This window comes from Pedococcus sp. P2_E2, assembly GCF_056403955.1.
In genome coordinates this window covers 60902-85026 of record NZ_JBFUEM010000002.1, presented here as the reverse complement: position 1 = coordinate 85026, position 24125 = coordinate 60902, and the positions used below count along the sequence as shown (strand labels likewise).

The following is a 24125-nucleotide window of genomic DNA, read 5'->3' as shown; positions in this document are numbered from 1 at the left end:
GTAGCCCCGAAACAGCCGCGGTGCGCCCTTGCGCCTCGGGCAATCAACCCTCTGACCTGCACCGACGCACCGGGATCCCTTATTCGTGCGTGGATCTGCGCGACGGGATCCGTGCGGCCGGCCCACCGGCCCCACGCAGAGGTATGCCGCCGTCCCCGAGCCGGGGACGGCGGCATACCTGCCACGGGCGGTGACGTCAGGGGAGGTGGATCGTGATCTCCCGCTGCTCGCCGCGGCCGAGTGACACCCTGGTGGCATCGGCCTCGGAGGTGGCCGAGTCGTACCAGACCGTCTCGCCCTGGCCTTCCTCGGTGTAGCGGGTCAACGCCAGGGTGAAGTCGCCCGGAGGCAGGGACGTCGAGCTGAACGTGTTCCCGTTGTAGACGTCGAAGTCACCGATGTAGTCGCCCGACGTGGTGCGGATGATGCCCACCCAGTAGTCGGTCGTGGGCTGGCCGTTCGCCGTGACGACGCTGCCGTTGATCCGGGCGCCGGGCTGCAGGACGGCGTCGTAGGACGACGTCCGGGTCGCCTTGACCCGCAGCGGGACTGCGTCCTCGCGGCGGTCGGCGTTGCCGGACCACAGGGGCGCGAGCCCACCCCACTGGCTGGGCTCCACGAAGACCGTGTGGTCGCCCGCAGGGACGCCGTAGATCGTGTAGCTGCCGTCAGCATCGGTCTGGGCGTACGTCGGTCCGTTCGGCCCTCCGGCCCGACCGCTGTAGCCGCCGTCGATGCTGACGTACGCACCCTCGACCGGCTGCCCCTGGTAGTCGGTGATCCGGCCCGAGATGCGCCCGCCCGGCTTGAGTTGGACGTTGCGGACCTTCTTGACCTGGCCCGCGCCGACCGTGATGAGGTCGGCCGTTGCCTGCGAGGTCGCCTTGAAGGCCCACGTGTCGCTGTAGGTGCGTGGCTGGGTGTACACGCTCAGGACCACGGCGAAGTCACCCGCCGGGAGACCCTTGATGGTCCAGCGGCCGTCGGCGCCACTGCACACCGGGACGGAGAACTGGACGTGCCTTCCCGCATGGCCGGAGTACGCACCCGGGCAGGCGTCGCGGACTGGAGCGCCGGACTTGGCGTCGACCGCGAGGCCACTGAGGACAGCGCCCTTCGCGAGCGAGGCGTTGACGGTCGCCGGGGCACCCCTGTCCACGGCAAAGGTCTGCGCGGAGCCGATGGCCTGGGTGTTGCCGCTGTACTCGCCCGCGTACCGCCCCTCGGGGTCGGAGACGGCGGCGATGTACTCGCCCGGCTCCGAGATGTCGATCGAGTACGTGCCATCGGGTCCCGTGCAGCCCTCGCCCGCCTGCATCGTGTTGTCCGGGTCCTGGGTCGGCGTGAGCACCGCGACACACGCGCCCTCCACGGGGCCACCCGTCGCGTCGCTGGTCACTGTGCCCTGGACCGTGGCCGCGGCGAGGAACTGGTCATCGACCCGCACGGAGTCGCCCGCCGCGACGGTGAAGCGCGCCGCGTCGTCGCGGGACGTCTTCCCGAAGGCGTACTGGTTCGCGGGCCACGCGTCGAAGTTGACGACGTACTCGCCGGGCCGCACCAGCGCGCTCCAGGCGCCGTCCTGGTCGGTCGAGGCGAACGCAGCGATGGTTCCGTCGTCGGTGGAGCTCGAGATGCCCACGCTCGCCCCCTCTGCGGGCTGCCCGTCCGCCCGGGTGAGCGTCCCCAGCAGGTGCCCGCCGGTGGCCAGGGCTGCATCCACGGTGGCTGGCGCGGTGATGAGGTCCGCGTCCGCGTAGGACGTGGCGTCGTTAGCCCACTCGCCCACGTGCACGTCGTCATAGGCCTCGAACTCGACCTTGTAGCCGGCGCCGGCGACCAGGCCGCCCACCGCCCAGGTGCCGTCCTCCCCCGCGCACGTGGAGGCGACGTAGCCGTCGGCCTCGTCGGCCAGCGTCACACACGCCTGGAGCGGGGCGCCGGTGTCCTCGGCGGTGATCGTCCCGGACAGGGTCGAGTCGCCGACCTCGCGGGAGTACTCGAGCGGGAAGTCGAGGTGGGTGGGAGCCTCGACGACGGCGGCGTCCTCGAACGTGCTCGCCCCGCCGCTCCACTGTCCCTTGTAGAGCGAGTCGAACGCGTAGGCCTCGACCTTGTAGCCGACCCCCGTCTCCACTCCCTCGGCGGTCCACTGACCGCTGTCGTCGGTGCAGCCCGAGGCGATGAAGGAGTAGCCGAGGTCGTAGACGCTCACGCACCCCTGCAGGTTCTCCCCCGTGGCTGCCGCGGTGATGGTCCCCGTGATGGTCGATGGTTCTGCTTGCGCGGGTGCGGCAAGGACCCCGGTGGCCAGCGCAGCCGCCAGCACGATCCCCCCGACCCGCCCGAATGCTGCGCGCATGAGCCGCTTGCCTTCCGCCGGTGTGTGACTGCCAATCCGGCGGAACATAGCAGCGACCGAGATCAGTGCGAGGGCTTCTAGACCAACTTCTTACCTGCCCACCGCCCGGCCGGTCGGGGCCGGCGGCATACCTGCTCGTGGGTCGAGAGCGCACGACACGCTGGGCCGACGACGAGTCGGTCAGCGTGTCGTGCACTCTCGATGGCGCGCGGCCGAGCTCAGAACGTGGCCCGCGACCGCAGCGCCTCGCGGAGCTCGGACTCGGCGTCCACCACACTGCGCCGCACCCCGACGCTGAGGCCGCCGCTCGCCACCGCCGCAGCACTCAGCTCGGCCGTCGCCTCCTCCACGATCCGCGCGGGGTAGGCCAGCGTCGCGACCCGGGCGATCGCGTCCTCCCCCACCCACGCGGTCATGGCTGGGACCTCGGTGAAGTAGCGCTCCGCATAGGGCCGCACGAGGTCGAGGTCGTCGGCGAGCCAGAACCCCTGCGCCAGCGCGTTGAGCTCGTAGTTCGAGCGCGACCGGTTGGTCGTCAGCTCCTCCCAGGCCCAGGCCTTCGCGTCGGCCCACGGCATCGAGGCGCTGGCGAACAGCGCGTTGAGCCGACCCTGGAGGGTGTCGTCGTCGGCGTGCCGGGCTTCGACGAAGGCGCGGTCGACCAGGCCACGGGAGGCGAGGTTGCGCACCGCGATCCAGCCGAAGTCCGAGTCCTCCTCCAGGCCCGCAGGTCGGTCCTTGCCCGCGGCCCAGGCGCGCAGGAGGGACTCGTCGGCCGAGGACCGCGCCACCGTCCGGGCCGCCACCAGGGCACGGGTGGACCCCGCCTCGGCCGACCGCAGCAGCTGCCCGGCCGCCTCGGCAACCACCTGCTCGGCCCAGGCGTGCTCCTCGGGCGGCAGGAAGGTCGGGATGAAGCGGGCCGACAGCGCGAGCGACGTCCGGCTCAGCACCGAGTCGTTGTCCTCGGCCGGCCAGGCGTTGCCGAAGGTCCGGACGAGCACCCGTGGGTCGACGGTGCCGAGGCAGACCCCGTCGAGGAGGGCGATCCAGACGACGGCCCGGGCCTGGGTGTCGGGCACCGACGCCAGGGCGGTCGGCACGGCGGCAACCGAAGCCGGGTCGAGGGTCACCGTGGCCCACGTGAGGTCGGAGGCATTCGGCACGACCAGGTCCGCGGCCGGCACCTCGCGCAGCGCCTCGACACTGGTGCGGTCCTGGGTCACCGTCACCGGGACCCGGAACACCTCGGCGCCCTCGGTGAACCCTGCGACGTCCAGCGTGTGCGGTCGGTCCGCCGGAAACCGTGGTGGCACGTCCCTGTCGACGACCCCGGTCACCGGGTCCACCGAGATCACGTCGAGGCCGGCCGTGAGCAGCCAGGCCTTCGTCCAGGCGGTGAGCGACTGACCGGACGCCCGCTCCATGAAGCCCAGGAAGTCGGCGAGCGTCCCGTTGCCGAACGAGTGCTCGCGCAGGTAGGCCGACACCCCGGCGATGAAGGCGTCGTCACCGATGTGGGCGATCAGCTGGCGCAGCGTGGCTGCTCCCTTGGCGTACGAKATCCCGTCGAAGTCCTGCAGCGCCGCCTGGGTGTCCAACGCGGCAGACCCGGCGACGGGGTGCGTCGAGGGGGTGCGCTCCGCGGCATACCCCCACCCCTTGCGGGCCATCGTCGAGTCGATCCAGGCATCGGTGAACTCCGTGGCGTCCACGCAGGTGCGGTGCGACATGTACTCGGCGAACGACTCGTTGAGCCAGAGGTCGTCCCACCACCGCATGGTGACGAGGTCGCCGAACCACATGTGTGCCATCTCGTGCGTGATGGTGTTGGTGCGGGACAGCACCTCGTCGCGCGCGGCAGCCCCCCTGAAGATCATCGTGTCGCGGAACGTCACGCAGCCCGGGTTCTCCATGGCTCCGGCGTTGAACTCCGGCACGAACACCTGGTGGTACTCCCCGAAGGGATAGCGGATCCCGAACAACGAGTGGTAGTAGTCGAAGCTCGCCCTGGTCACCTCGAGCATCTGCGGCGCCTCTCGCTCCAAGTGCTCCTTGAGCGAGGCCCGCGCATGGACCCCGAGCGGTATGCCGTCGTGCTCGTCGCGCACGGAGGCGTAGGGACCGGCGCAGATCGTCACGAAATACGTTGCCAGTGGCTGGGTTTCGGCCAGCTCCCACCTCCCCGGCCTCACCCGCGTAGCCGCGCCGTTGCCCAGCACGATCCACTCCTCGGGAGCGCTGACCTTGACGACATAGGGCGCCTTCAGGTCGGGCTGGTCGAAGCAGGCAAACACCCGCGGACCAGCGTCGAGGAAGAGGTGACCGTAGACGTAGTGCTCCCCGTCGGCAGGGTCGACGGCACGGTGCAGCCCCTGACCGTCACGGCTGTAGGCCATCAGCGTCTCTACCTCGAGGACGTTCTCGGCCGCGAGACCCGCGAGCTCGATGCGCCCGTCCCGGAGGCCTTCACCATCGACAGGGGTGCCGTTGAGCGTCAGCGACCGCAGCTCCGAGGGATGGACGTCGAGGAAGGTGGAGCGCCCGGGGGTGTTGCAGGAGAACGAGATCCGAACTCGCGACCCGAAGCTTTCCTCACCGCGGTCGAGGTCTAGATCGACCTCCATCCGCGTCACGTCGATGAGGGCAGAACGCTCTCGGGCATCGGCCCGGGTGAGGGAAGGCATGGGACCGATTCAACCAGCCGCACTGCTTGCCGGTTTGCGCGGCGTCGCCAGGGCCCTACCCAAAAGTAACCTACCAACAGTAACAACAAAGGAGTTGTCTCGATGCGTCCTACCTTGAGCCGGGGACTGGCAGGGGCTGCCGCTCTTGCCACCGCTCTCACCGTCGTCGCCACCGCCACACCAGCGAGCGCGGCCACCTCCAGCATCACCGACCCACTGCACTACGTAGCTCTCGGGGACAGCTACTCCGCCGGGGCCGGCATCTTGCCCAAGGACCTCTCGGCGTCGCCGCTGTGCCTCCGCACGACCAAGAACTATCCGCGCCTCATCGCGTCGGCGACGGGAGCATCCCTCAGGGACGTCACCTGCTCGGCTGCCGAGACCCGGCACTTCTACACCTCGCAGTACCTCGGCGTGCCGGCGCAGCTCAACGCCCTGAGGTCCGACACCGACCTGGTCACCCTCACCATCGGTGGCAACGACAGCCAGGTCTTCCTCGGCGCGATCGTGTCCTGCGGGACCAAGGGCATGTTGACCCTCGGCTTCGGCAGCCCGTGCAAGAACTGGTTCGGCAGCTACTATGACGACCTGATCGAGACCAGGACCTACCCGGCTGTGAAGAAGGCCCTGCGGGACATCCACGCCAAGTCCCCGAACGCCGAGGTCGCGATCCTGGGCTACCCCACGATCCTTCCGCCCACCCGGGGGTGCTTCGCCCAGATGCCGATCGCCTACGGCGACGTTCCCTACGTCTACAACATCCAGGCGCACGTGAACGCGGTGGTCAAGCGAGCCGCCGCCGAGACCGGCACCACCTTCGTCGACATGTCGGCGTCCGGCCGCGACGCGTGCCAGCCGATCGGCACGCGGTGGGTCGAGCCGATCCTGTTCGGGACCAACACCGTGCCGGTGCACCCGAACGCCCTCGGCGAGGCGGCGATGGCCAAGCGCGCGATGGTGGCCCTCGGCCTCTGACCCCGGCACGCCGAAGCCCCCGGCCGAGATGGCCGGGGGCTTCGATCTTGTTCAGAGGGTGGGGCAGGTCAGATGACCGTGACCTTCTCCGCCTGGGGACCCTTCGGGCCCTGCGTGATGTCGAACTCCACGCGCTGCGCCTCGTCGAGCGAGCGGTAGCCGCCGGACTCGATCGCGCTGTAGTGCACGAAGACGTCGGCGCCGCCGCCGTCCTGCTCGATGAAGCCGAAGCCCTTCTCAGCGTTGAACCACTTCACTGTTCCCTGTGCCATGGGATAACTCTTTTCCTAATTGGCCGATGTGGCCGCGGATGCGGACCACCAGCTGCGACATCACCACGACACGGAATACACCGCTTACGGAAAAGGCCCGCGCTTGGCGGGCCCACTCACACGAGGAACTGCAACTGCTGACCATCGTAACGCCTATCGCGCCGACTTTCATTCCCAGCCCTCCGCGAGTCTCGGGAGGAGGTCGTCCAGACCCCGTTCCCGAGCACGCGGAGGGCCCGTCTCAGCGTTGGCGGAAGCCGTAGGCCTGGGCCTCGAGCCGGGCGATCCGCTCGGTCATCGGGGGGTGGGTCGAGAAGAAGCGCGACACGTCCTGGGGGCGGAACGGGTTGGCGATCATCATGTGGCTCGAGTTCTGGATGGCCGGGGTCGGCTGCAGCGGGGCTTTGGCCACCCCGGTCTCGAGCTTGCGCAGGGCCGATGCGAGCGCCAGTGGGTCGCCGGTGAGCTTGGCGCCGTCCTCGTCCGCGTCGTACTCGCGGGTGCGGCTGATCGCCATCTGGATCATCGCCGCGGCGAACGGCGCGAGCAGGGCCATGGCCAGCATGGCGATCGGGTTGGGACGGTCCTCGTCGTTGCCGCCACCGCCGAACATGCCTGCGAACATGAGCATCTGGGCCACCGACGTGATGACACCGGCGACCGCGGCAGCCACCGAGCCGGTGAGGATGTCGCGGTTGTACACGTGCATGAGCTCGTGTCCGAGGACCCCGCGCAGCTCACGCTCGTCGAGCAGCCCGAGGATGCCCTCGGTGCAGCACACGGCGGCGTTCTCGGGGTTGCGGCCGGTTGCGAAGGCGTTGGGCGCCGCGGTGGGGCTGATGTAGAGCTTGGGCATCGGCTTGCCGGCGGCGGTGGAGAGCTCGCGCACGATCCGGTACATCGCGGGCGCCTGGGCCTCACTGACCGGATAGGCGTGCATCGCCTTGATCGCGAGCTTGTCGGAGTTCCAGTAGCCGTAGGCGGTCATGCCGACGCCCAAGAGGGCGAACAGCCAGATGAAGGCGGGGCTGCCGGTGGAGCTGGCGATGACGCCGCCGATGGCCAGGAGGAGGGCGAAGATGCCGCCGAAGAGGGCTGCCGTCTTGAGCCCGTTGAAATGGTTGTGCATGCCTGCCTCAACGCTCCCTTCCGTGCTCGCGTTCCCGATCCAGCGCCGTCCGGCCCGTCAGCCAGCGTGTCAGCCGGCCCGTCGTCCTGCCCGTCAGTCAGCCAGTCATCCAGCCGCTCAGCCGAGCAGGCCGAACAGCAGCTGGGGCATCACGCTGGTGGCCACGAGCGCGAGTCCGGCCAGCACCAGGGCGGCGAGCGCGGGACGCGGGATGGTGCGGATGACGGGCCGTGCGGGACCCTCCTCGGGGTCGCGCAGCAGCACGGCGAACCAGCGCAGGTAGACCGCGACGCCGATCACCGCGTTGAGCACGGCGACCACGGCCAGCGCCCACTGCCCCGCCCCGACCACGGGGCGCAGGGCGACCACCTTGGCGATGAGCCCGACCACGCCCGGCGGGAGCCCGGCGAGAGAGAGCAGGGCCAGTCCCAGCGCCCCGCCCAGCAGCGGGTGGGCCCGCAACAAGCCGGTGTATGCCGTGAGCGTGCGTCCGAGGTCCGCGGCGCCACGAAGGCGCGGGGTCGACGTCACGACGTGCACCACGACGAAGGCGACGAGAGTGGCGATGACGTAGGCCAGCAGATAGCCACCTGAGGCGGCCGTGGCCCTGCCGTTGAGGGCCGACAGTGGCAGCACCACCCACCCTGCCTGGGCGACCGTGGACCAGGCCAGCAGCCGCACCGGGTCGTCCTGCACGAGGGCGAGGACGTTGCCGAGCGTCATGGACACCGCTGCGAGGAGACCGATGCCCACGATGACGGGGGCTCCGGCCCCCACCAGCGCCTGGACGACGACGAGCAGGGCGGCCAGCGCCGCCACCTTGGAGGTGGCAGCGAGGAAGGCCGCGACCGGTTCGGTGGCGCCGGCATAGGCCTGCGGTGTCCAGACGTGGAAGGGCACGAGGCTGAGCTTGAAGCCCACCCCTGAGAGCAGCAGGAGGGCCGCGAGGAGCAGCACCACTCGCCGGTCCGGCTCGGACAGCGCATCGGCGGCGGCACCAGGGGCGAACACCGCCTCGCCGGTCGACACCAGCCACAGGGCGGCGCCGAGCACCACCATCGCGAACGACACCAGGGACGTGGTGAGCAGCGCGAGCGCGCCGCGGCCCGCGGGGGCGTCGCCACGAAGGGCGACCAGGGCGATGGCGGGCAAGGTGGCGAGCTCGAGGCAGACCAGCCAGGATCCGAGGTCGTGGGCCGCGGCGACCCCTGCGGCGCCCGCCGTGGCCGCCAGGACGAGGGACACGAGGACAGCCGGACCACCCCGCAGGTCCTCTCGAGGATCGGTGCCCGGCCAGCTCAGCAGCAGCACCACGAGCGCCGCCCCGAGGGCGCCGAGCTGCAGGGCACTGGCGAGGGGACCGGCTTCGAAGAGGCAGGCACCGTCGGGCGCCGGCAGGCAGAGCGATCGGAGCGGGTCGTCGCCGGAACGCAGGGCGCCCGGGACGGCCAGGGCGAAGCCGGCGGCGAGGGCGAACACGCCCATCGCGGCGTGCAACCGGACCAGGCGCGGGGCGATGACGTCCAGGACCAGCACGGCCAACGCACCGATGGCGGGGACGAGCACCGGCCCGAGGACTGCCCAGTCGAAGCTCACCAGGCCGGTCGTGGCCAGCACCGTCGCGGGGACCACCGTGGGCACCACCGTGGGCAGAGCCGCCGCCGTGTGCGCGATCGCGGCGATCATGGTGCGGCCCCGATGATCGTGGAGACCGCACCGCTGGTCATGGCCAACAGGGGTCCGGGTGCGATGCCGAGCAGCAACACCCCGAGGACGAGGACGGCGATGACGTCCCACTCGCTGTCGCGGCTGTCCTCGATGGGGGGCGTCGTGCGCTCCCCCGCCCAGACGGCGCGGGCCACCCGCAGCGCGTAGGCGGCAGCCAGGACGGTGCCGACGGCGGCGACGACGGCCAGGGTGCGGAACAGCCCTTCGGGACGGTCGGCGGCCGGGGACCACGCGGCATACACACTGAGGAACTCGCCCCAGAAACCTGCCAGGCCAGGCAGGCCGAGGGATGCGGCGAGGCCCACGATGAGGGCGAACCCGAGCCGCGGGGTGACCTCGCGCAAGGCGGCCCGGGCGGTCTCGAGGTCGGCGTTGCCCCACCGCTCCTTGAGCCCGCCGACGACGACGAACAGCAGGGCCGAGATGACACCGTGGGCGACGTTGGCGAACAACGCCGCCTGGAGTCCGGTGCGCGTGCCGCTGGACAGGCCGAGGACGACGAAACCCATGTGCGCGACCGAGGAGTAGGCGATCAGCCGTTTGAGGTCGCGCTCGACGAGGCAGGCCAAGCCTCCCCAGATGATGCCGACGGCGCCGAGGACGGCCAGCACCGGCGCCACCCTCGCGAATCCGTCGGGGACCGAGGCGAGCGGCAGCCGCACCAGGCCGTAGGTGCCCATCTTCAGCAGCACCGCCGCCAGCAGGACCGACCCGGCCGTGGGAGCCGTGGTGTGTGCCGGTGGGAGCCAGGTGTGGACCGGGAAGACCGGCACCTTCACCGCGAGCCCCGCCACGAGCAGCGCCGCGACCAGGGTCTGGGTGCCGACGGGTATGCCGTGGCCGCCACCCTGGGCGATGACGTCGAGGTCGGACGTGCCCGCCTTGGCGACGAGCGCCAGGATCCCGACGAGCATCAGCGTCGAGCCGAAGGCGGTGTAGAGGACGAACCGGCCGCCAGCGTCGGCGCGGGCGTCAGCATCGTGGGGGTCGCCGAACCTGGTGATCAGCACCCACATAGGCACGAGGACCAGTTCGAAGGCGACGAAGAACAGGACCGCGTCGCGGGCGTAGAACGTCGCCAGGGCGCCGAACTCGACGAGGAGCAGGCAGGCGTGGAAGGCGGCGGTGGTCCCGCCCAGCGGAGGTCGGTCGAGGGTGTGCAGCACCACGCCCACCCCCAGGACAGCGGTGAGCAGCAGCAGCGGCGCGCTGATCCCGTCGACAGCGAGCTGCCAGCGCAGTCCGAGTGAGGGCACCCACGCGCGGTCGACCGTCGGACGCGCGATCACGGCCACGATGACGGCGGCCAGCGTGACCACGCTCGCGGCGCTGGCGAGCAGGTTGGCTGAGCGGTGGGAGACGGCGCGGCCACCGGTGAGCAGCCAGACGGCCACCGCCGCCGGGACCACGAGGCTCAACAGGATCACCACGGTCTCGCCCCCACCGCGGTCTTGCCTCCACCACGCCTTCCGGTCACCACAGCGCCACCCCCGCGAGGGCGACGACGACGACACCGGCCACGGCCCAGGCCAGTCCGGACGCCGCGCGTTCGGCGCTGTGGGCCCGCTGGCCACCCGCGCCACCGAACCGGGTTGCGGCTGCCGCGCCGCGCACGTAGGCGTCGACGACCTCGCGGTCGAGGAAGACGACGAGGTGCGCGAGGGCGACGACCGGTCGCGCCACGTAGTCGACGTAGAGGCGATCGACCCCGAAACCGTTGTCGAACGACGGGATCCGGGCCCCGACGATCCGCACAGCGGGATCCGCACCGTGGGCCAGTGAACGCACGGCCAGGCCGGCGCCGACGATCAGCAGGATGCTCAGCAGCGCCACCAACCACCCGATGTGGCCGCCGAGGTCGATCAGAGGGGTGAAGGCGACCAGCCCGCCGGCAACGGTCAGGATGGCCAGGACCGTCACCGCCGCAGTCACGGGGAAGCCGGCGGTGTCGGCCTCGTGACGTTCGATGTCCGCGGCGGCCAGGTCGTCGAGGACGATCCACGCGCGCATGCAGTAGGCAGCGGTGAGGACGACGGTCAGCAGGCCTGCGAGCAGGACGATCCAGGCCCGCGCCTGGCCGTCGGCCGCGCCCGCCTCGGCTGCGGCGAGCACGTGCTCCTTGGAGACGAAGCCGACGAGCGGAGGCACCCCGGCCAGCGCCAGCAGCCCGACGAACATCGCCGGCCTGATGAACAGGTGTCCTCGCAGGCCACCGCGCATCGTCGCGGCCGCGGTGCCGCCGACCGTCACGCTCAGCCAGCCGATCGCGAGGAAGAGCAGCGCCTTGAAGAACGCGTGCGAGTAGAGGTGAAGCACTCCGGCGCCCGGTCCCTCGTCGACGGGGGCGACCGCCAGCGCCGAGAGCATGAGGGCGACCTGGCTGAGGGTCGAGTAGGCGAGCAGCCGCTTGAGGTCGCTCTGCCCGAACGCCAGCCCCGCGGCATACACCATCGTCACGGCGGTGCTCAGCGCGAGGACCCAGCGAGCACCGTCACTGGCCGCGAGGATGTCGAACAGCTGCGCGAGGACGAACGTGCCGGCCGCGACCATGGTCGCCGCGTGGATCAGGGCGGACGCGGGCGTCGGGCCCTCCATCGCGTCCGGGAGCCAGTCGTGGAACGGGACCATGCCGGACTTGCCGAGGATCCCGATGACCAGCAGCACCATGGCGGCCGTGCGCAGGGTCGCGTTGGGCGCTGCACATGCGGCGGCGTCCGGGCAGTCCGTGGCGGCCCAGGCCTGGAGCACCTGCGGGTATGCCGTGGAGCCGGCCCCCGCGGCGAGGATCACCACCCCGAGCACGAAGCCGACATCTGCGAGGCGGGTGACGAGGAAGGCCTTGATGGCGGCCCGGCGGGCGGACTCCTTGCGGCTCCAGTGACCGATGAGCAGGTAGGAGCACCAGCCCATCACCTCCCAGCCCACGAGGGTGAGCACGAGGTCGGCGGACTGCACGACGAGGAGCATGCCTGCTGTGAACAGCGAGACGGTGGCGGCGAAGATGCCGTAGCGGTCGTCCTCGCGCAGGTACCAGCCGGCGAAGGCCTGCACCGCCCAGCCGACGATCGCGACCACCAGGGCGATGAGGGCAGTCGCGGTAGTCGCCTGCAGCTGCAAGGGAATTCGCAGCTCGCCCGCGTCGAGGGCGGGGATGGTGCGGGCGATGGTCACCCTCGACGAGCCGTGCACGGCGACGACCTGGAGGAGGGCCGCGAGGACCGCGAGCAGGGAGGTGCCGACGGCGACGACGCGGGCCGGCCGTGGGTCGGTGCGACGGGCCAGCAGGAGCCCGAGGAATGCGGCGACGGCAGGGATGAGGACGACGAACCGGGCGGCAGCGGCGCTCATCGGGGAGCCTCGCTCACCGTGGGGTCGCTGACCGTGGCGTCGCTGAGCGTGGCGTCGCTCAGGTCGACGTCGCCCCGCAGCCGGTAGACCGCGAGGACCACCGCGAGCGCCACGACGACCTCCGCGGCAGCGATCGTGATGACGAACAGCGTGAGCACGTTGCCTGCGGCCCAGCGGTCAGCACCCGCGGCGGCGACCGAGACGAGCAGCACGTTGGCCGCGTTGAGGATGAGCTCGACCCCGATCAGGACGAGCACGGCGTTCCGTCGCGCCAGCACGCCGTAGGCCCCGATGCCGGCGAGCACGGCGCAGAGCAGGTACGGCCCGGCGAGATGGATCATGCCGACTCCCTGGCCGCGAGGTCGGAGCCGAGCGGGTCAGCGGCAGGGTCGGGGCGGGTCATCCGCGACACCGCCATGGCCGCGATGAGGGCGACGAGGAGCAGCAGTGAGAGGACTTCGAAGGGCCAGACCCAGGTACCGAAAAGCTGTTCTGCGACCCGCGTGGTCGAGGTTTCGTGCCGTTCCACCGCGGGGCCCGCGATGGGGAGGAGGGCGGCGGCCAGCAGCGCCGTGACGCCAGCCCCCAGCACCGCCGCGAGCACCCGGTGCAGGCGGCTGGTGCTGATCTCGCTGTTGGGCCCGATCGGCGCGCGGGTGAGCATGAGGGCGAACAGCACGAGCACGACGATCGCGCCGACATAGACCAGGAGCTGCACCAGTGCCACCAGCTCCGCCCCCAGGACCAGGTAGCAGCCGGCCACGGCTCCGAGGCAGACCACCAGCCACAGGGCGGCATGGACGACGTGGCGCGTCGTCACGGCGAGCAAACCGCTGGCCGCCGTGATCAGTCCGACCGCGGCGAAGGCCACGTCCAGAGCCGTCATTCCCCGGTCTCCGGTGCCGTCTCGGGGGCTGGCTCCGGACTTGGCTCCGGGCTTGGCTTCGGGGCTGGCTGCGCCTCCTGCCCGGTCGGCGTGACCCGCGCGGGAGCGGGACGCGCCGGCGCCGTGCGCACCAGCCGTCCGGGTCGGGTCGTGGCTCCGATCTCGGCCGGTTCGGCCGAGTGCTCGTCGAGCGCCGACGGGGGCGGCACCGTGGGCATCCACTGGCCGAGCCGGTCCTTCTCGTGCAGCAGGTCGCGGATGTCCAGCTCGGCGTACTCGAACTCGGGACTCCAGTGCAGCGCGTCGAACGGACACACCTCGATGCAGATGCCGCAGTACATGCAGAGGCTGAAGTCGATGGCGAACCGGTCGAGAACGTTCCGCTGGCGCTCGCGCCCACCAGGCGTGGTGGCCGGAATCGTCTCCTTGTGCGAGTCGATGTAGATGCACCAGTCGGGGCACTCGCGGGCGCACAGCATGCAGGAGGTGCAGTTCTCCTCCAGCAGCGCGATGACGCCACGGCTCCGGGGCGGCAGGTGCGGCTGCGCGTCGGGGTACTCGGCGGTGTGGGTCGGCCTCGACATGGTGCGAGCGGTGGTGGCCAACCCCTTGAGGATGCCCGGTATGCCGATGCCTCCCGGCTTCTTCTCCTGCTCGCTCATGCGGTGGCCACCACCCAGACACCGGTGAGGGCCAGCTGGGCCAGGGCAAGGGGCACCAGGACCAGCCACGCGAGTCGCTGCAGCTGGTCCTCACGGAGGCGGGGCCAGGCGACCCGGAGCCAGATGACGACGACCGCGATGCAGAACCCCTTGAGCAAGGTCCACAGCCACCCGAGCTGGTCGCTGAACAGCCCTTGCCAGCCACCGAGGTAGAGCACGGCGAAGAGGAGTGACATGACGACGATCCCGGCGTACTCGCTCAGCAGGAAGAACGCGAACCGCAGCCCGGTGTACTCGGTGTAGGCGCCGAAGACGATCTCGGAGTCGGCCACCGGCATGTCGAACGGCGGTCGCTGGAGCTCCGCGACGGCCGACACGAGGAACACGATGGCTCCCGGCAGCTGGAAGACCAGCCACCAGGGAGACCAGGCCGCAGCGATCCCGGAGAGGGACAACGAGCCGGCCGCCAGGCAGACGCTCGCGACCGCTAGCACCATCGGCAGCTCGTAGGAGAGCAGCTGCGCCGCGGCACGCATCGCACCGAGCAGCGAGTACTTGTTGGCGCTGGCCCAGCCGGCCATGAGCGTGCCGAGGATGCCCACCGCGGTCACCGCCAGGACGAACACGGCCGACGCGGGGAGGTCCGCGGCGACCAGGTCGGGGCTGAGCGGAATCGCTGCCAGCGCAACGAGATAGGGCACCAGCGCCACCGCGGGGGCGAACCGGAAGATCCTCTTGTCGGCAGCTGCAGGGGTGATGTCCTCTTTCTGCACGAACTTGACCCCGTCGGCCACCAGCTGCGCCCACCCGTGGAACCCACCGGCATACATCGGGCCGAGGCGGCCCTGCATGTGCGCCATCACCTTGTGTTCGGTCTGGCCCACCAGGAGGGGCAGCACGAGGAAGGCAGCCAGCACCCCCACCGCCCGCAGGGTCACCTCGACGGCGTCGTTCATCGCGGCCCCCACTCGGGGTCCGGCACACCGGGCGCTGACACCCGGCGTCGCCCGGTCGGCCTGGCGTGCTCGGACTCGCCCGGCTCCTTGGCTCCGGGCCACGGCTTGGAGGCTCGAGCCGCGAGCACGAAGGACTTGCGCAGCGGCGTGCCCTCGAACCCGTCGGGGAGCAAGAGCGGGCGCAGCCCCAGACCGGTGCCGTCGTCGAACCCCTCGAAGTCGAGGCCGAACATCTCGTGCGTCTCGCGCTCGTGCCACGCGACCCCGCGGAACACTGCCGTCAGGCTCTCGAGGCTGGCACCGCTGGGGACGCGGGTGCGGAACAGCTTGCGCCGCAACGCCCTTGGCGTGGACCCGTCCATGAGGTGGCACACCACGTCGAGACCGGGTGCCGCCTCGTCGTCGCTCTGGTCGACCGCGGTGAGCCAGTCGAAGAAGGTGTAGCCAGCGTCGCGGGCCGCCGTGATCGTCGCCACCCAGTCAGGCGGGTCGACCTCGGCGCGCTCGAGGGCGCTCGGATCCACCACACCGGTCAGGTCGCTCACGCCGCGAGGGCCGCTCATGAGACGTCCTTGGTCGGGGGCTGCACCAACGGCCGCTTGACCTCGCCTGCGGACGCGAGGCGGTGCCCGGCATACTTCGCGCGAATTCCCTTGGTGGACAACGTCTCGGCTGCGATCTTCTCCTGCAGCTTGAGAATGCCCTGGAGGAGAGCCTCTGGCCGGGGCGGGCAGCCAGGGACGTAGACGTCCACCGGGATGATGGTGTCGACGCCCTTGGTCACTGAATAGGAGTCCCAGTAGGGACCGCCGGAGTTGGAGCAGGCTCCGAACGAGATGACGTACTTGGGTTCGGGCATCTGGTCGTAGAGCCGTCGCACGGCCGGAGCCATCTTGTCGGTCACGGTGCCCGACACGACCATCAGGTCGGCCTGTCGCGGGCCGGGGGCGAACGGGATCACCCCGAGCCGGATGAAGTCGTGCCGGGCCATCGAGGCGGCGATGAACTCGATCGCACAGCACGCGAGGCCGAAGTTGAAGACCCACAGCGAGTAGCGGCGGCCCCAGTTGAGGACCACGCGGATCGGCTGGGGTGCCAGGTCGGTGGCGGGACCGACCCGGGGCATCGGCAGGGGGACGGGCTGCGTCGTCGTCATCAGAGCCACCTCAGCAGACCGCGCCGCGCTGCGTGGACGAGTCCGACCAGCAGGACCCCGATGAACACCGCGATCTCGAGCAGGGACACCGCGCCGAGGTTGCTGCGGACGACGAGGGCCCAGGGGAACAGGTAGACGGCGTCGACGGCGAAGATGACGTAGAGGAACGCGTAGACGAAGTAGCGCACCTGCGTCTGGGCCCAGTCCCGACCCACTGGATCGACTCCGGACTCGTAGGTCGTCAGCTTGGCCCGGGTCGGCGCCTTCGGAGCCAGCAGCGCCCGGGCGCCCATCGCGGCCACGAACAGCAGCAGGCCGACAGCGACCACCGCGGCGATGACGACGTAGGGCGACACGGTTGGCAGCCTAGTGGCCCACCTCCATGAGGGGGTGTTGCGCCGGGTCGTGGGCACCTACCGTGACGACATGGCGCGGGTCCCGCTCTTTCCGCTCGGCACGGTCCTGGTGCCGGGCGCCGCGCTGCCGCTCCAGGTCTTCGAGCCGCGCTACCTCGAGCTGCTCAGCGACCTGGTGAACTCCCTGGAGGTACCGGAGTTCGGCGTCGTGGCGATCCGCCAGGGCCACGAGGTCGGGCCCGACTCGGTGCACGACCTGCACGAGGTGGGCTGCCTGGCCCGGCTGACGAACGCCGCCCCGGTCGGAGACGGTCGCTACCTCGTCCTCAGCACTGGCATCCAGCGCTTCCACCTGGAGGCGCTCGTGCCAGGTGCCGGCACGGCATACCTGATGGGCGAGGTGACCATGCTTGAGGAACACCGGCGACGTCGAGGAGGTCGCAGGGCTCGCCGCGCGGCTGCGGCAGGCGCTCCACGAGTACGCCCACACCGTGGGCGCCGACGAGCCCACGTGGCCCTCCGACGCCGCCGACCTCTCGTATGCCGTGGGCGGCGCGGTGGGGCTCGACCTCGGGGAACGGCAGCAGCTCCTCGCCGCCGACGACACCGAGACGCGGCTGCGACTCGGCCTCCAGCTGGTCCGGCGCGAACGGCAGCTGGCCGCGATGCTCGGGGTCGTGCCGCCGTCACCGGAGCACGGGTTCAACCTGAACTAAGCGGTGGCGCGCGACCGGCCGGTGCGACAGGGTTCGGACCATGACGCGAACCGACACCCCCAACGCCTGGGACGAGCGCTCGACGCTGCTGGCGATGCTCCAGTACACCCGGGAAACCGCAGCCGAGAAGTGCCACGGCCTCGCCGACGAGCACGTCGGGAGCGCGCCACTGCCGACCTCACCGCTGATGACGCTGGGCGGGGTCGTCAACCACATGCGCTGGGTGGAGCACTCGTGGATCGAGAACAGGTTCGTCGGTGGACCGGACCTCGGGCCCTGGACCGACGAGGAGCCGGACAGGGAGTTCAGCCTCGGCGCCACCACCCCCCTCGCGCAGACGTTGGAGGAGTATGCCGCGCAGGCAGTCCGCACCGATGCGATAGTCGCCGGGCTCGACCTCGACGACCTGTCGGCCACACCGTTCAGGAGCGGCGAGCGCCCGACCCTGCGCTGGGTGCTGCTGCACCTCGTCGAGGAGAACGCCCGGCACAACGGACACCTGGACATCCTCCGCGAGCTCGCCGACGGCCGCACCGGAGACTGACCCGCCCCACGTTCCGGCACCACGGCGGTGGAGGTCGGAGGGTGCGTCAGCGGGCGACGAGGTAGCCGTCGGCGTCGAGGGTGACCGGGATGGGGTCGCTGATCTCGAACCCGTCGAGCCCTTGCGGTTCGAGGTTGTGGAACCCGACGAGCACCCACGAACCGTCGCGCTGCTGCACCAGTGGCGCGGCGAACAGGTCTGGCTCCGCCGTGAACGGACGGGCGGCGTCGATGTCCCACGGGCCGAGCGGTCCGGGACCGGGCACCGACCAGGTGCAGTAGCTGCCGGTCCGCTCGATCCGCTCGGGCGTCATCTCCTGCGGGTGGCAGGTGAAGACGAGCACCCACCGGCCGTCGATCTGCTTGTTCTGCAGCACTTCCAGCTGTCCGAAGCCGGCTCCGGGCGCGCACAGCGGCTCGCCGAGGGTCCAGGTCTCGAGGTCGGGGCTGGTGGCGTGGGCGATGACCCCGTCGTCGTTGCGCGCCGCTTCCCTGGCCCGGGCGGTGACCAGCATGTGCCAGCCGTCGCCTGCAGGGTCGGCGAAGACGAGCGGGTCGCGCCAGGTCTCGCTCGCCCCCTCCAGATCGGGCCCTTCGGTGGGGGCCGGCGTGTTGGCCAGCGTCTTGTACCAGCGACCGTCCACGCGCACGACGGGGTCGGGGCCGCCCCGTTGCCAGTGCTGCAGGTCGTCGGACACGGCCGAGCCGATCCGCTGGTCGTAGACGTGGTGGCCGGTCGTCGACACCGCGGTGTAGAACATCCGCCACCGCTCCCCGTCGTGGAGCACGGAGCCGGTCCAGATGGCGAGGTCGTCGAACCGACCCGCGCCGCTCTGGTCGGGTCCGAAGCACTCCCCGAGGTCGGTCCAGCTCACGAGGTCCGCGGAGGTGGCGTGCCCCACCCGCGCCGAGGTATGCCGCTTGCCCGGGTCCCCCAGCGCGCGCGGCGCCTGGAGGAAGAACAGGTGGTAGAGGTCGCCGTCGTCAGCGATCCAGGAGTCCCAGACCCACAGGTCATCCAGCCTCAGCATGACCAGAGTGTGGCAGGGCGGAGGCGGTGGCACCCGGCGAAACCAGAGGGTGGTCAGGGGCTGGACAGCGGCCACTGGACGGCCGGGGAGGATGGCCGCTGCTAGGTCCCGACGACTTCTCCGACCGTCCCACCGGCACGCCAGTAGAGACCGTCGCGGCGCTCGAGGAAGCCCTCCTCGACGAGGTAGCGACGCAGGGCGGCGACGTCGTCGTGCCAGCTGCGCAGGATGTTGTTGACCTGGGTTTCGTCATAGGTCTTACCGATCTCGAACTGCTGGGCCAGCTCGTTGAGCACCACCAGCCGTTTGCGGATCTTCGTGGGGATCCTCGACAGCCTCTCGTCCGCCGTGAGGAACGCTCGCAGAATGGCCTCTCGGTCCTTCAGCGCGTCGTCGAGCACGGGTCGATCCATCCACCGACCGTAACCCTCACAGCCTGAAACCCGCAGTCCTTCGAAACCCTCCCTGGCTTCCCGCGAATGGGGAACGCGCGCACGTCCAGCCGTTGTCAGTGGCTTCCCATAGGATCGAACACATGTTCGAAGATGCCCGCACCGTGGAGGCGACCGACCCGGCCGTCCTCGCGAGCGCGCTCTTCACCCTCACCGACGATGAGATCGAGGGCATGTCTCTGGCGCAGGCCGAGGCGTTGACGGTCGCCACCCAGCGCGTCGTGAGCGCCGCGACGGCGCGACAGCGTTCGGCCATGGAGACGGTCGCCCGACGGTGCGACGAGCAGTCCGAGCGCGACGTGGCCGATGGCGTGGCCGTGGGGATGCGCCCCCACCACCTGTCGGGCCACGCGGTCGCCGCTGGCTCGCTGGCCGCCCTCCTCCATGTCTCACCGCGCACCATGTCGACCCGCATCAGCCACGCACGTCGCGTCGTCTGCTCCCTGCCCCAGATCCAGGCACTGGCGTGGTCCGGCGACCTCGAGCCCTACCGCGTGGATGCGGTCGCGTCGGAGTCCCTTGCCGCACCGACCGACCGGTTGCACGAGTTCGAGGCCCGAGTGCTGGAGGGTGGTGCGACCCAGCTCTCCTGCGCCGCTCTCAGGCGTCGAGCGCGTCGCAGCGCCGAGCGGTGCAACCGAGAGGAGGCGGCACAAGCAGCCGAGCGGGCCAGGGCTCGGCGTGACGTCAGCATCCGTCCGGGTGAATGTGCCGGCATGACCCGACTGGTGGTCGACCTGCCGACCCCGACCGCCCTCCGGCTGTGGAGTGCTGTGGACGGGCTCGCCGCGGAGTACGCACGGGCTGAACCGGGTCTGCGGATGGGCGCCGCTCGCGCCGACGCACTGTCCGACCTCATCGAGGCCAACGCGACGATCAGCACCACGATCGAACTGGTCGCACCGATTGACTGCGAGCGGCCGGCCTTCGTCGCGCCTCCCGTATCGACGGCGTGCTTGGGCGTCCGCGACGACGCCCCCGACACAACCGGGATCCACGCCACAGACATCCAGCCGCCGATCCCCAACGCTGCGGACCGCGTCGCCGACGGTCGCGACCCGGCCGAGCCCGGCTCCGCGGGCACCGACGCAGCAGTCGAGCTCACCCCGGTGTCCGGCTGGTACCACGACCTTGGCGGCTGCGAGCAGCTCGACGACGGCGTCCTGCACGACCACGAGGACCGCCTGTGGTTCGTGTCCTCGCACACGGAGGTACCAGTGCTCGGCTCGCTGCTCCCGTCCGACGTGGTCGCCCTGCTGAGCGACCCAGACGTCGTCCTGCGCCTGGCCCGCAGCGACTCTGTCACCGGAGCCGTTCGATGGCAGGACCCGACCATCTACAGACCCGGCGCGGCGACGGCGCGCGCTGTCCGCTCACGGGACGGCACCTGCCGCTTCCCTGGCTGCGCCACCGCGGCCAAGCGGTGCCAGCTCGACCACGTCATCCGTCACCCCGACGGCCCCACCTCCGTCCCCAACCTGCAGTCCCTCTGTGCCACCCATCACGGGTTCAAGCACCATGCCGGGTGGCGGGTCGAGATGGACCCGCTCGGCGTCTGCAAGTGGACCGCCCCGGATGGCCGCACCCACACGACGTGGCCGCTGGACCGCCACGGCTTTAGCGCGGCCTGACCCACCACACCCCTTCTTCTGGCACCCGCTCAGGTGCCGACGTGCAGCGCGGCGCAGAGCTCGACGACGACGTCGGCGACGCGGTCGGGCTCGGCGAGGTGCGTCAGGTGGTGACCAGCCCCCTGACGGACCAGCCAGCCCGCGCTGCGCGCGAAGGCCAGCTCGGCGGCATACGTGTCACCGAAGGCGAGGTATGCCGCCGGCCGCACCGCCCAGCCGCGTGGCACCTGGAGGGGCGTCGTGAAGTAGGCGGGCGACAGGCGTGGCGCCTCGCGGACCACCAGGTCGAGCCAGTCGTCGTCGGGGAAGAGCGCAGCGACGTCGGCGCGGTCCCACCAGAGGGGCCACGGCGGCAGCAGTCCGTCGCACAGCGGCAGGGAGCCGATGAACTCGGCAAAGGCCGGAGGCGCCAGGCGGGTCTCGGACTCACCCACGGCAGGCAGGCCAGCATCCATGAAGATGGTCGGCACGCCAAGATCCAACGCCGCGGCCGGCGCGTAGTACCCGGCATTGCTGTGCGCGACGACCACCGTCGCGCCCTGGTCCGCGACCTGCGACCGGAAGCAGGACAGCACCTCTGACGGGGAGAAGTCGCGGTCCGGTAGCTCGGCGACGGTGGTCGCCATCGCGCCAGCCGTCAGTGCCGCAGCGAGGGGCGCATAGGTCGCCGGACCCAGCAGCGGGCTGGGCAGGACGACAAGACGGGGCGACATCCTCGGCACGCTAGTCCAGCGAAAGTGCTCGACGCGACGGGTCGGTGTGAGTCGGTGTGAGCCCCGGGTGGCGCTGATGAAACGCCCGCGAAACACTGCCTTGGTCTACTGGGCCAGCACCCGCCAAGGAGGCCGCATGCACCTGTCCCCCGCGGACACCGAGAAGCTCCTGCTCGCGGTGGCCGGGATGGTCGCCCGTGACCGGCTCTCGCGCGGCGTGAAGCTCAACCACCCCGAGGCCGTGGCGCTGCTGTCCACCTGGGTCATCGAGCGCGCTCGCGAAGGCTCGACCGTCGCCGACCTGATGGAGCAGGGTCGCGATGTCCTGCACCGCGACCAGGTCATGGAGGGAGTCGCCGAGATGGTCAGCGATGTGCAGGTCGAGGCGACCTTCCCCGATGGTCGCAAGCTCGTGACCCTCCACCACCCGATCGCCTGAGAGAACGGAACTCCGTTGAGCAGCAACAGTTCTGGACCCGGTGCGATCAGGGTCAAGCCAGGCACCGTGACCATCAACGCCGACCGCACCGACGCCGAGCGGCTCACCCTCGTCATCGTGAACACGGGCGACCGTCCCGTGCAGATCGGCTCGCACCTGCACCTGCCCGACAGCAACACGGCGCTGGAGTTCGACCGGGCGGCAGCGTACGGCTTCCGGCTCGACATCCCGAGCGGGACGTCCGTCCGGTTCGAGCCGGGCGTCAGCCGAGAGGTCGCCGCGGTGGCGCTCCGTGGACGACGCCGCGTCCCGGGCCTGCAGGTGCCAGGACAGCGGGTCGGCGAGCGCGGGCCGGACGGTGAGCTCGATGGCTGACCTCGACCGGGAGCGCTACGCGGCGATCTACGGCCCCACCACCGGCGACCAGGTGCGCCTCGGCGACACCGACCTGTGGGTCGAGATCGAGGACGACCTCACGTTCGGGGGCGAAGAAGCAGTCTTCGGTGGGGGCAAGTCCATCCGGGAGTCGATGGCCCAGGGCACCCGCACCAGCGCCGGCGGCGCGCTGGACACCGTCATCACCAACGCGGTCGTGCTCGACCACTGGGGAGTCATCCGCGCCGACGTCGGCATCCGCCACGGCCGCATCGTCGCGCTCGGCCGCAGTGGCAACCCCGACATCGCCGACGGAGTGCACCCCGACCTCGAGATCTGCCCCGGCACCGACGTGATCTCCGGCGAGGGCCGGATCCTCACGGCCGGCGGGGTCGACCTGCACGTCCACTTCCTGTCGACCAGCCAGGTGCACGAGGCGCTCGCCGCGGGGATCACCACCCTCGGCGGCGGCGGCACGGGACCCTCCGAGGGTTCCAAGGCCACGACCGTCACGCCCGGACCGTGGCACCTCCAGTCAGTCCTGCGGGGGCTCGACCACCTCCCGGTCAACCTGCTCCTCATGGGCAAGGGCAACACCGTCAGCGCCGAGGGGCTGCGCGAGCAGGCGCTTGGCGGAGCGGCGGCATACAAGGTGCACGAGGACTGGGGCAGCACCCCGGCCGCCATCGACGCGGCCCTGCGCGCGGCGGACGAGTACGGCCTCCAGGTGGCGCTGCACAGCGACAGCCTCAACGAGGCTGGCTTCGTCGAGTCGACCTTGCGAGCGATCAGTGGGCGGAGCATCCACGCGTTCCACACCGAGGGCGCCGGCGGTGGCCACGCCCCCGACATCATCACCATCGCCGGTCACGCCAACGTGCTACCCGGCTCGACCAACCCGACGCTCCCCCACACCGTCAACACCGTCGCCGAGCACCTCGACATGTTGATGGTCTGTCACCACCTCAACCCGTCCGTGCCGGAGGACCTCGCCTTCGCAGAGAGCAGGATCCGGGCCAGCACCATTGCGGCAGAAGACATCCTGCACGACCTCGGCGCGCTGTCGATGACGAGCTCGGATGCCCAGGCCATGGGGAGGATCGGCGAGGTCGTCACCCGCACGTGGCAGGTGGCCCACGTCATGAAGGCACGCCTCGGCCCCCTGGGCGGCACCATGCCCGCCGACAACGAGCGGGCCCGTCGCTACGTGGCCAAGTACACGATCAACCCGGCCATCGCCCACGGCATCGACCACGAGGTCGGCTCGATCGAAGCGGGCAAGCTCGCCGACCTCGTCCTCTGGGACCCGAAGTTCTTCGGGTGGCGCCCCGACGTCGTCCTCAAGGGAGGAGCGATCGTGTATGCCGCGCTCGGCGACCCGAACGCGTCGATCCCCACGCCCCAGCCGGTCCTCATGCGCCCCGCGCTGGTCGGCGAGGGAGGTGCCGGGGCTGACCACTCACTGGTGTTCGTCGCCCCCGCCGCGCTCCAGGACGGGCTGGGCCAGCGCCTCGGCCTGCGACGCACCCTCACCCCGGTGCGTCCCACCCGGGAGGTCACCAAGGCGGACATGATCAACAACGACACGCTCCCGGTCATCGAGGTCGACCCCGAGTCGTTTGCGATCCGCATCGACGGAGAGCTCGTCGAGCCCGCCCCCGCGACGGAGCTCCCACTCGCCCAACGCTATTCACTCTTCTGAGAGTCG

General features: G+C 70.8%; 24 protein-coding genes and 1 pseudogene. 8 read left to right on the top strand and 17 right to left on the bottom strand.

All coding sequences use genetic code 11. The features are described from left to right. Positions 1 to 196: 196 nt before the first annotated feature. Positions 197 to 2362 carry an MSCRAMM family protein gene (locus tag AC1DWR_RS05950; RefSeq protein WP_477623883.1) on the bottom strand — a complete coding sequence of 722 codons (2166 nt, stop codon included), beginning with the start codon at positions 2360 to 2362 and terminating at the stop codon, positions 197 to 199. A gap of 218 nt (positions 2363 to 2580) precedes the next feature. Beyond that, complete coding sequence (gene pepN, locus AC1DWR_RS05945; RefSeq protein WP_477623882.1) at positions 2581 to 5049, bottom strand: aminopeptidase N; 2469 nt, start codon at positions 5047 to 5049, stop codon at positions 2581 to 2583. Between the two features lie 102 nt (positions 5050 to 5151). Here pepN and AC1DWR_RS05940 point away from each other — a divergent pair, with 102 nt between their 5' ends. Further along, positions 5152 to 6024: an SGNH/GDSL hydrolase family protein gene (locus AC1DWR_RS05940; protein ID WP_477623881.1), complete on the top strand. Its 873-nt coding sequence runs from the start codon at positions 5152 to 5154 to the stop codon at positions 6022 to 6024. 68 nt (positions 6025 to 6092) lie between these two features. Here AC1DWR_RS05940 and AC1DWR_RS05935 read toward each other — a convergent pair whose 3' ends face one another. The 12 genes from AC1DWR_RS05935 to AC1DWR_RS05880 all read right to left on the bottom strand — a co-directional run bounded on the left by AC1DWR_RS05935 (position 6093) and on the right by AC1DWR_RS05880 (position 16517). Beyond that, on the bottom strand, positions 6093 to 6296 hold the full coding sequence (locus tag AC1DWR_RS05935; RefSeq protein WP_056924211.1) for a cold-shock protein: 204 nt from the start codon (positions 6294 to 6296) through the stop codon (positions 6093 to 6095). Positions 6297 to 6537: 241 nt separating this feature from the next. Then, the gene (gene htpX / locus AC1DWR_RS05930) at positions 6538 to 7425 is read right to left on the bottom strand and encodes a zinc metalloprotease HtpX (protein ID WP_477613667.1); all 888 of its coding nucleotides are present in this window, start codon (positions 7423 to 7425) and stop codon (positions 6538 to 6540) included. A 117-nt stretch (positions 7426 to 7542) separates the two neighbouring features. Beyond that, positions 7543 to 9111, bottom strand: coding sequence for a proton-conducting transporter transmembrane domain-containing protein (locus AC1DWR_RS05925; RefSeq protein ID WP_477623880.1), 1569 nt, complete (start codon positions 9109 to 9111; stop codon positions 7543 to 7545). Next, complete coding sequence (locus tag AC1DWR_RS05920) at positions 9108 to 10580, bottom strand: complex I subunit 4 family protein (RefSeq protein ID WP_477613669.1); 1473 nt, start codon at positions 10578 to 10580, stop codon at positions 9108 to 9110. Before AC1DWR_RS05920 ends, AC1DWR_RS05925 begins: the two co-directional genes overlap by 4 nt. A 46-nt stretch (positions 10581 to 10626) precedes the next feature. Further along, positions 10627 to 12501, bottom strand: coding sequence for an NADH-quinone oxidoreductase subunit 5 family protein (locus AC1DWR_RS05915; protein ID WP_477623879.1), 1875 nt, complete (start codon positions 12499 to 12501; stop codon positions 10627 to 10629). Then, positions 12498 to 12842: an NADH-quinone oxidoreductase subunit NuoK gene (gene nuoK, locus AC1DWR_RS05910; protein WP_477623878.1), complete on the bottom strand. Its 345-nt coding sequence runs from the start codon at positions 12840 to 12842 to the stop codon at positions 12498 to 12500. Before nuoK ends, AC1DWR_RS05915 begins: the two co-directional genes overlap by 4 nt. Continuing rightward, positions 12839 to 13387, bottom strand: coding sequence for an NADH-quinone oxidoreductase subunit J family protein (locus AC1DWR_RS05905; RefSeq protein WP_477623877.1), 549 nt, complete (start codon positions 13385 to 13387; stop codon positions 12839 to 12841). Before AC1DWR_RS05905 ends, nuoK begins: the two co-directional genes overlap by 4 nt. Then, positions 13384 to 14049 carry a NuoI/complex I 23 kDa subunit family protein gene (locus tag AC1DWR_RS05900; RefSeq protein WP_477623876.1) on the bottom strand — a complete coding sequence of 222 codons (666 nt, stop codon included), beginning with the start codon at positions 14047 to 14049 and terminating at the stop codon, positions 13384 to 13386. Before AC1DWR_RS05900 ends, AC1DWR_RS05905 begins: the two co-directional genes overlap by 4 nt. Next, positions 14046 to 15005, bottom strand: coding sequence for an NADH-quinone oxidoreductase subunit NuoH (gene nuoH / locus AC1DWR_RS05895; protein WP_477623875.1), 960 nt, complete (start codon positions 15003 to 15005; stop codon positions 14046 to 14048). Before nuoH ends, AC1DWR_RS05900 begins: the two co-directional genes overlap by 4 nt. Beyond that, the gene (locus AC1DWR_RS05890; RefSeq protein ID WP_477623874.1) at positions 15002 to 15568 is read right to left on the bottom strand and encodes an NADH-quinone oxidoreductase subunit C; all 567 of its coding nucleotides are present in this window, start codon (positions 15566 to 15568) and stop codon (positions 15002 to 15004) included. The genes nuoH and AC1DWR_RS05890 overlap by 4 nt, the downstream gene beginning before the upstream one ends. Then, complete coding sequence (locus AC1DWR_RS05885; protein WP_477613676.1) at positions 15565 to 16161, bottom strand: NADH-quinone oxidoreductase subunit B; 597 nt, start codon at positions 16159 to 16161, stop codon at positions 15565 to 15567. Before AC1DWR_RS05885 ends, AC1DWR_RS05890 begins: the two co-directional genes overlap by 4 nt. Then, positions 16161 to 16517, bottom strand: coding sequence for an NADH-quinone oxidoreductase subunit A (locus AC1DWR_RS05880; protein WP_477623873.1), 357 nt, complete (start codon positions 16515 to 16517; stop codon positions 16161 to 16163). The genes AC1DWR_RS05885 and AC1DWR_RS05880 overlap by 1 nt, the downstream gene beginning before the upstream one ends. A gap of 70 nt (positions 16518 to 16587) precedes the next feature. On the opposite strand from AC1DWR_RS05880, the pseudogene AC1DWR_RS05875 reads away from it, so the two are divergent. From AC1DWR_RS05875 to AC1DWR_RS05865, 3 genes and pseudogenes are all read left to right on the top strand, one after another. Continuing rightward, positions 16588 to 16875, top strand: a pseudogene (locus AC1DWR_RS05875) (LON peptidase substrate-binding domain-containing protein); the annotation flags it as partial. A gap of 52 nt (positions 16876 to 16927) precedes the next feature. Then, positions 16928 to 17233 carry a hypothetical protein gene (locus tag AC1DWR_RS05870; protein WP_477624237.1) on the top strand — a complete coding sequence of 102 codons (306 nt, stop codon included), beginning with the start codon at positions 16928 to 16930 and terminating at the stop codon, positions 17231 to 17233. Positions 17234 to 17273: 40 nt separating this feature from the next. Continuing rightward, on the top strand, positions 17274 to 17777 hold the full coding sequence (locus tag AC1DWR_RS05865; protein WP_477623872.1) for a DinB family protein: 504 nt from the start codon (positions 17274 to 17276) through the stop codon (positions 17775 to 17777). Positions 17778 to 17823: 46 nt separating this feature from the next. Here the strand turns inward: AC1DWR_RS05865 and AC1DWR_RS05860 are convergent, their stop codons facing one another. Both AC1DWR_RS05860 and AC1DWR_RS05855 read right to left on the bottom strand, forming a co-directional pair. Next, entirely contained in the window at positions 17824 to 18807 is a 984-nt protein-coding gene (locus AC1DWR_RS05860) for a glycosyl hydrolase (protein ID WP_477623871.1), read from the bottom strand. A gap of 101 nt (positions 18808 to 18908) precedes the next feature. Then, a complete protein-coding gene (locus AC1DWR_RS05855) occupies positions 18909 to 19220 on the bottom strand; it encodes a DUF2087 domain-containing protein (RefSeq protein WP_477623870.1) in 312 nt (103 codons plus the stop codon). A gap of 122 nt (positions 19221 to 19342) precedes the next feature. Between AC1DWR_RS05855 and AC1DWR_RS05850 the strand changes: the two genes are divergently transcribed. Next, positions 19343 to 20890 (top strand): HNH endonuclease signature motif containing protein, encoded by a 1548-nt coding sequence (locus AC1DWR_RS05850; protein ID WP_477623869.1) that lies wholly within the window; start codon positions 19343 to 19345, stop codon positions 20888 to 20890. Positions 20891 to 20919: 29 nt separating this feature from the next. Here the strand turns inward: AC1DWR_RS05850 and AC1DWR_RS05845 are convergent, their stop codons facing one another. Continuing rightward, the gene (locus AC1DWR_RS05845; RefSeq protein WP_477623868.1) at positions 20920 to 21603 is read right to left on the bottom strand and encodes an alpha/beta hydrolase; all 684 of its coding nucleotides are present in this window, start codon (positions 21601 to 21603) and stop codon (positions 20920 to 20922) included. Positions 21604 to 21739: 136 nt separating this feature from the next. Here AC1DWR_RS05845 and AC1DWR_RS05840 point away from each other — a divergent pair, with 136 nt between their 5' ends. The 3 genes from AC1DWR_RS05840 (at position 21740) to AC1DWR_RS05830 (ending at position 24119) form a co-directional block, all read left to right on the top strand. Then, positions 21740 to 22042: an urease subunit gamma gene (locus AC1DWR_RS05840; RefSeq protein ID WP_477613684.1), complete on the top strand. Its 303-nt coding sequence runs from the start codon at positions 21740 to 21742 to the stop codon at positions 22040 to 22042. Between the two features lie 66 nt (positions 22043 to 22108). Continuing rightward, on the top strand, positions 22109 to 22417 hold the full coding sequence (gene ureB, locus AC1DWR_RS05835; protein ID WP_477623867.1) for an urease subunit beta: 309 nt from the start codon (positions 22109 to 22111) through the stop codon (positions 22415 to 22417). Then, entirely contained in the window at positions 22410 to 24119 is a 1710-nt protein-coding gene (locus tag AC1DWR_RS05830) for an urease subunit alpha (protein ID WP_477623866.1), read from the top strand. The genes ureB and AC1DWR_RS05830 overlap by 8 nt, the downstream gene beginning before the upstream one ends. The last annotated feature ends 6 nt before the right edge of the window (positions 24120 to 24125 follow it).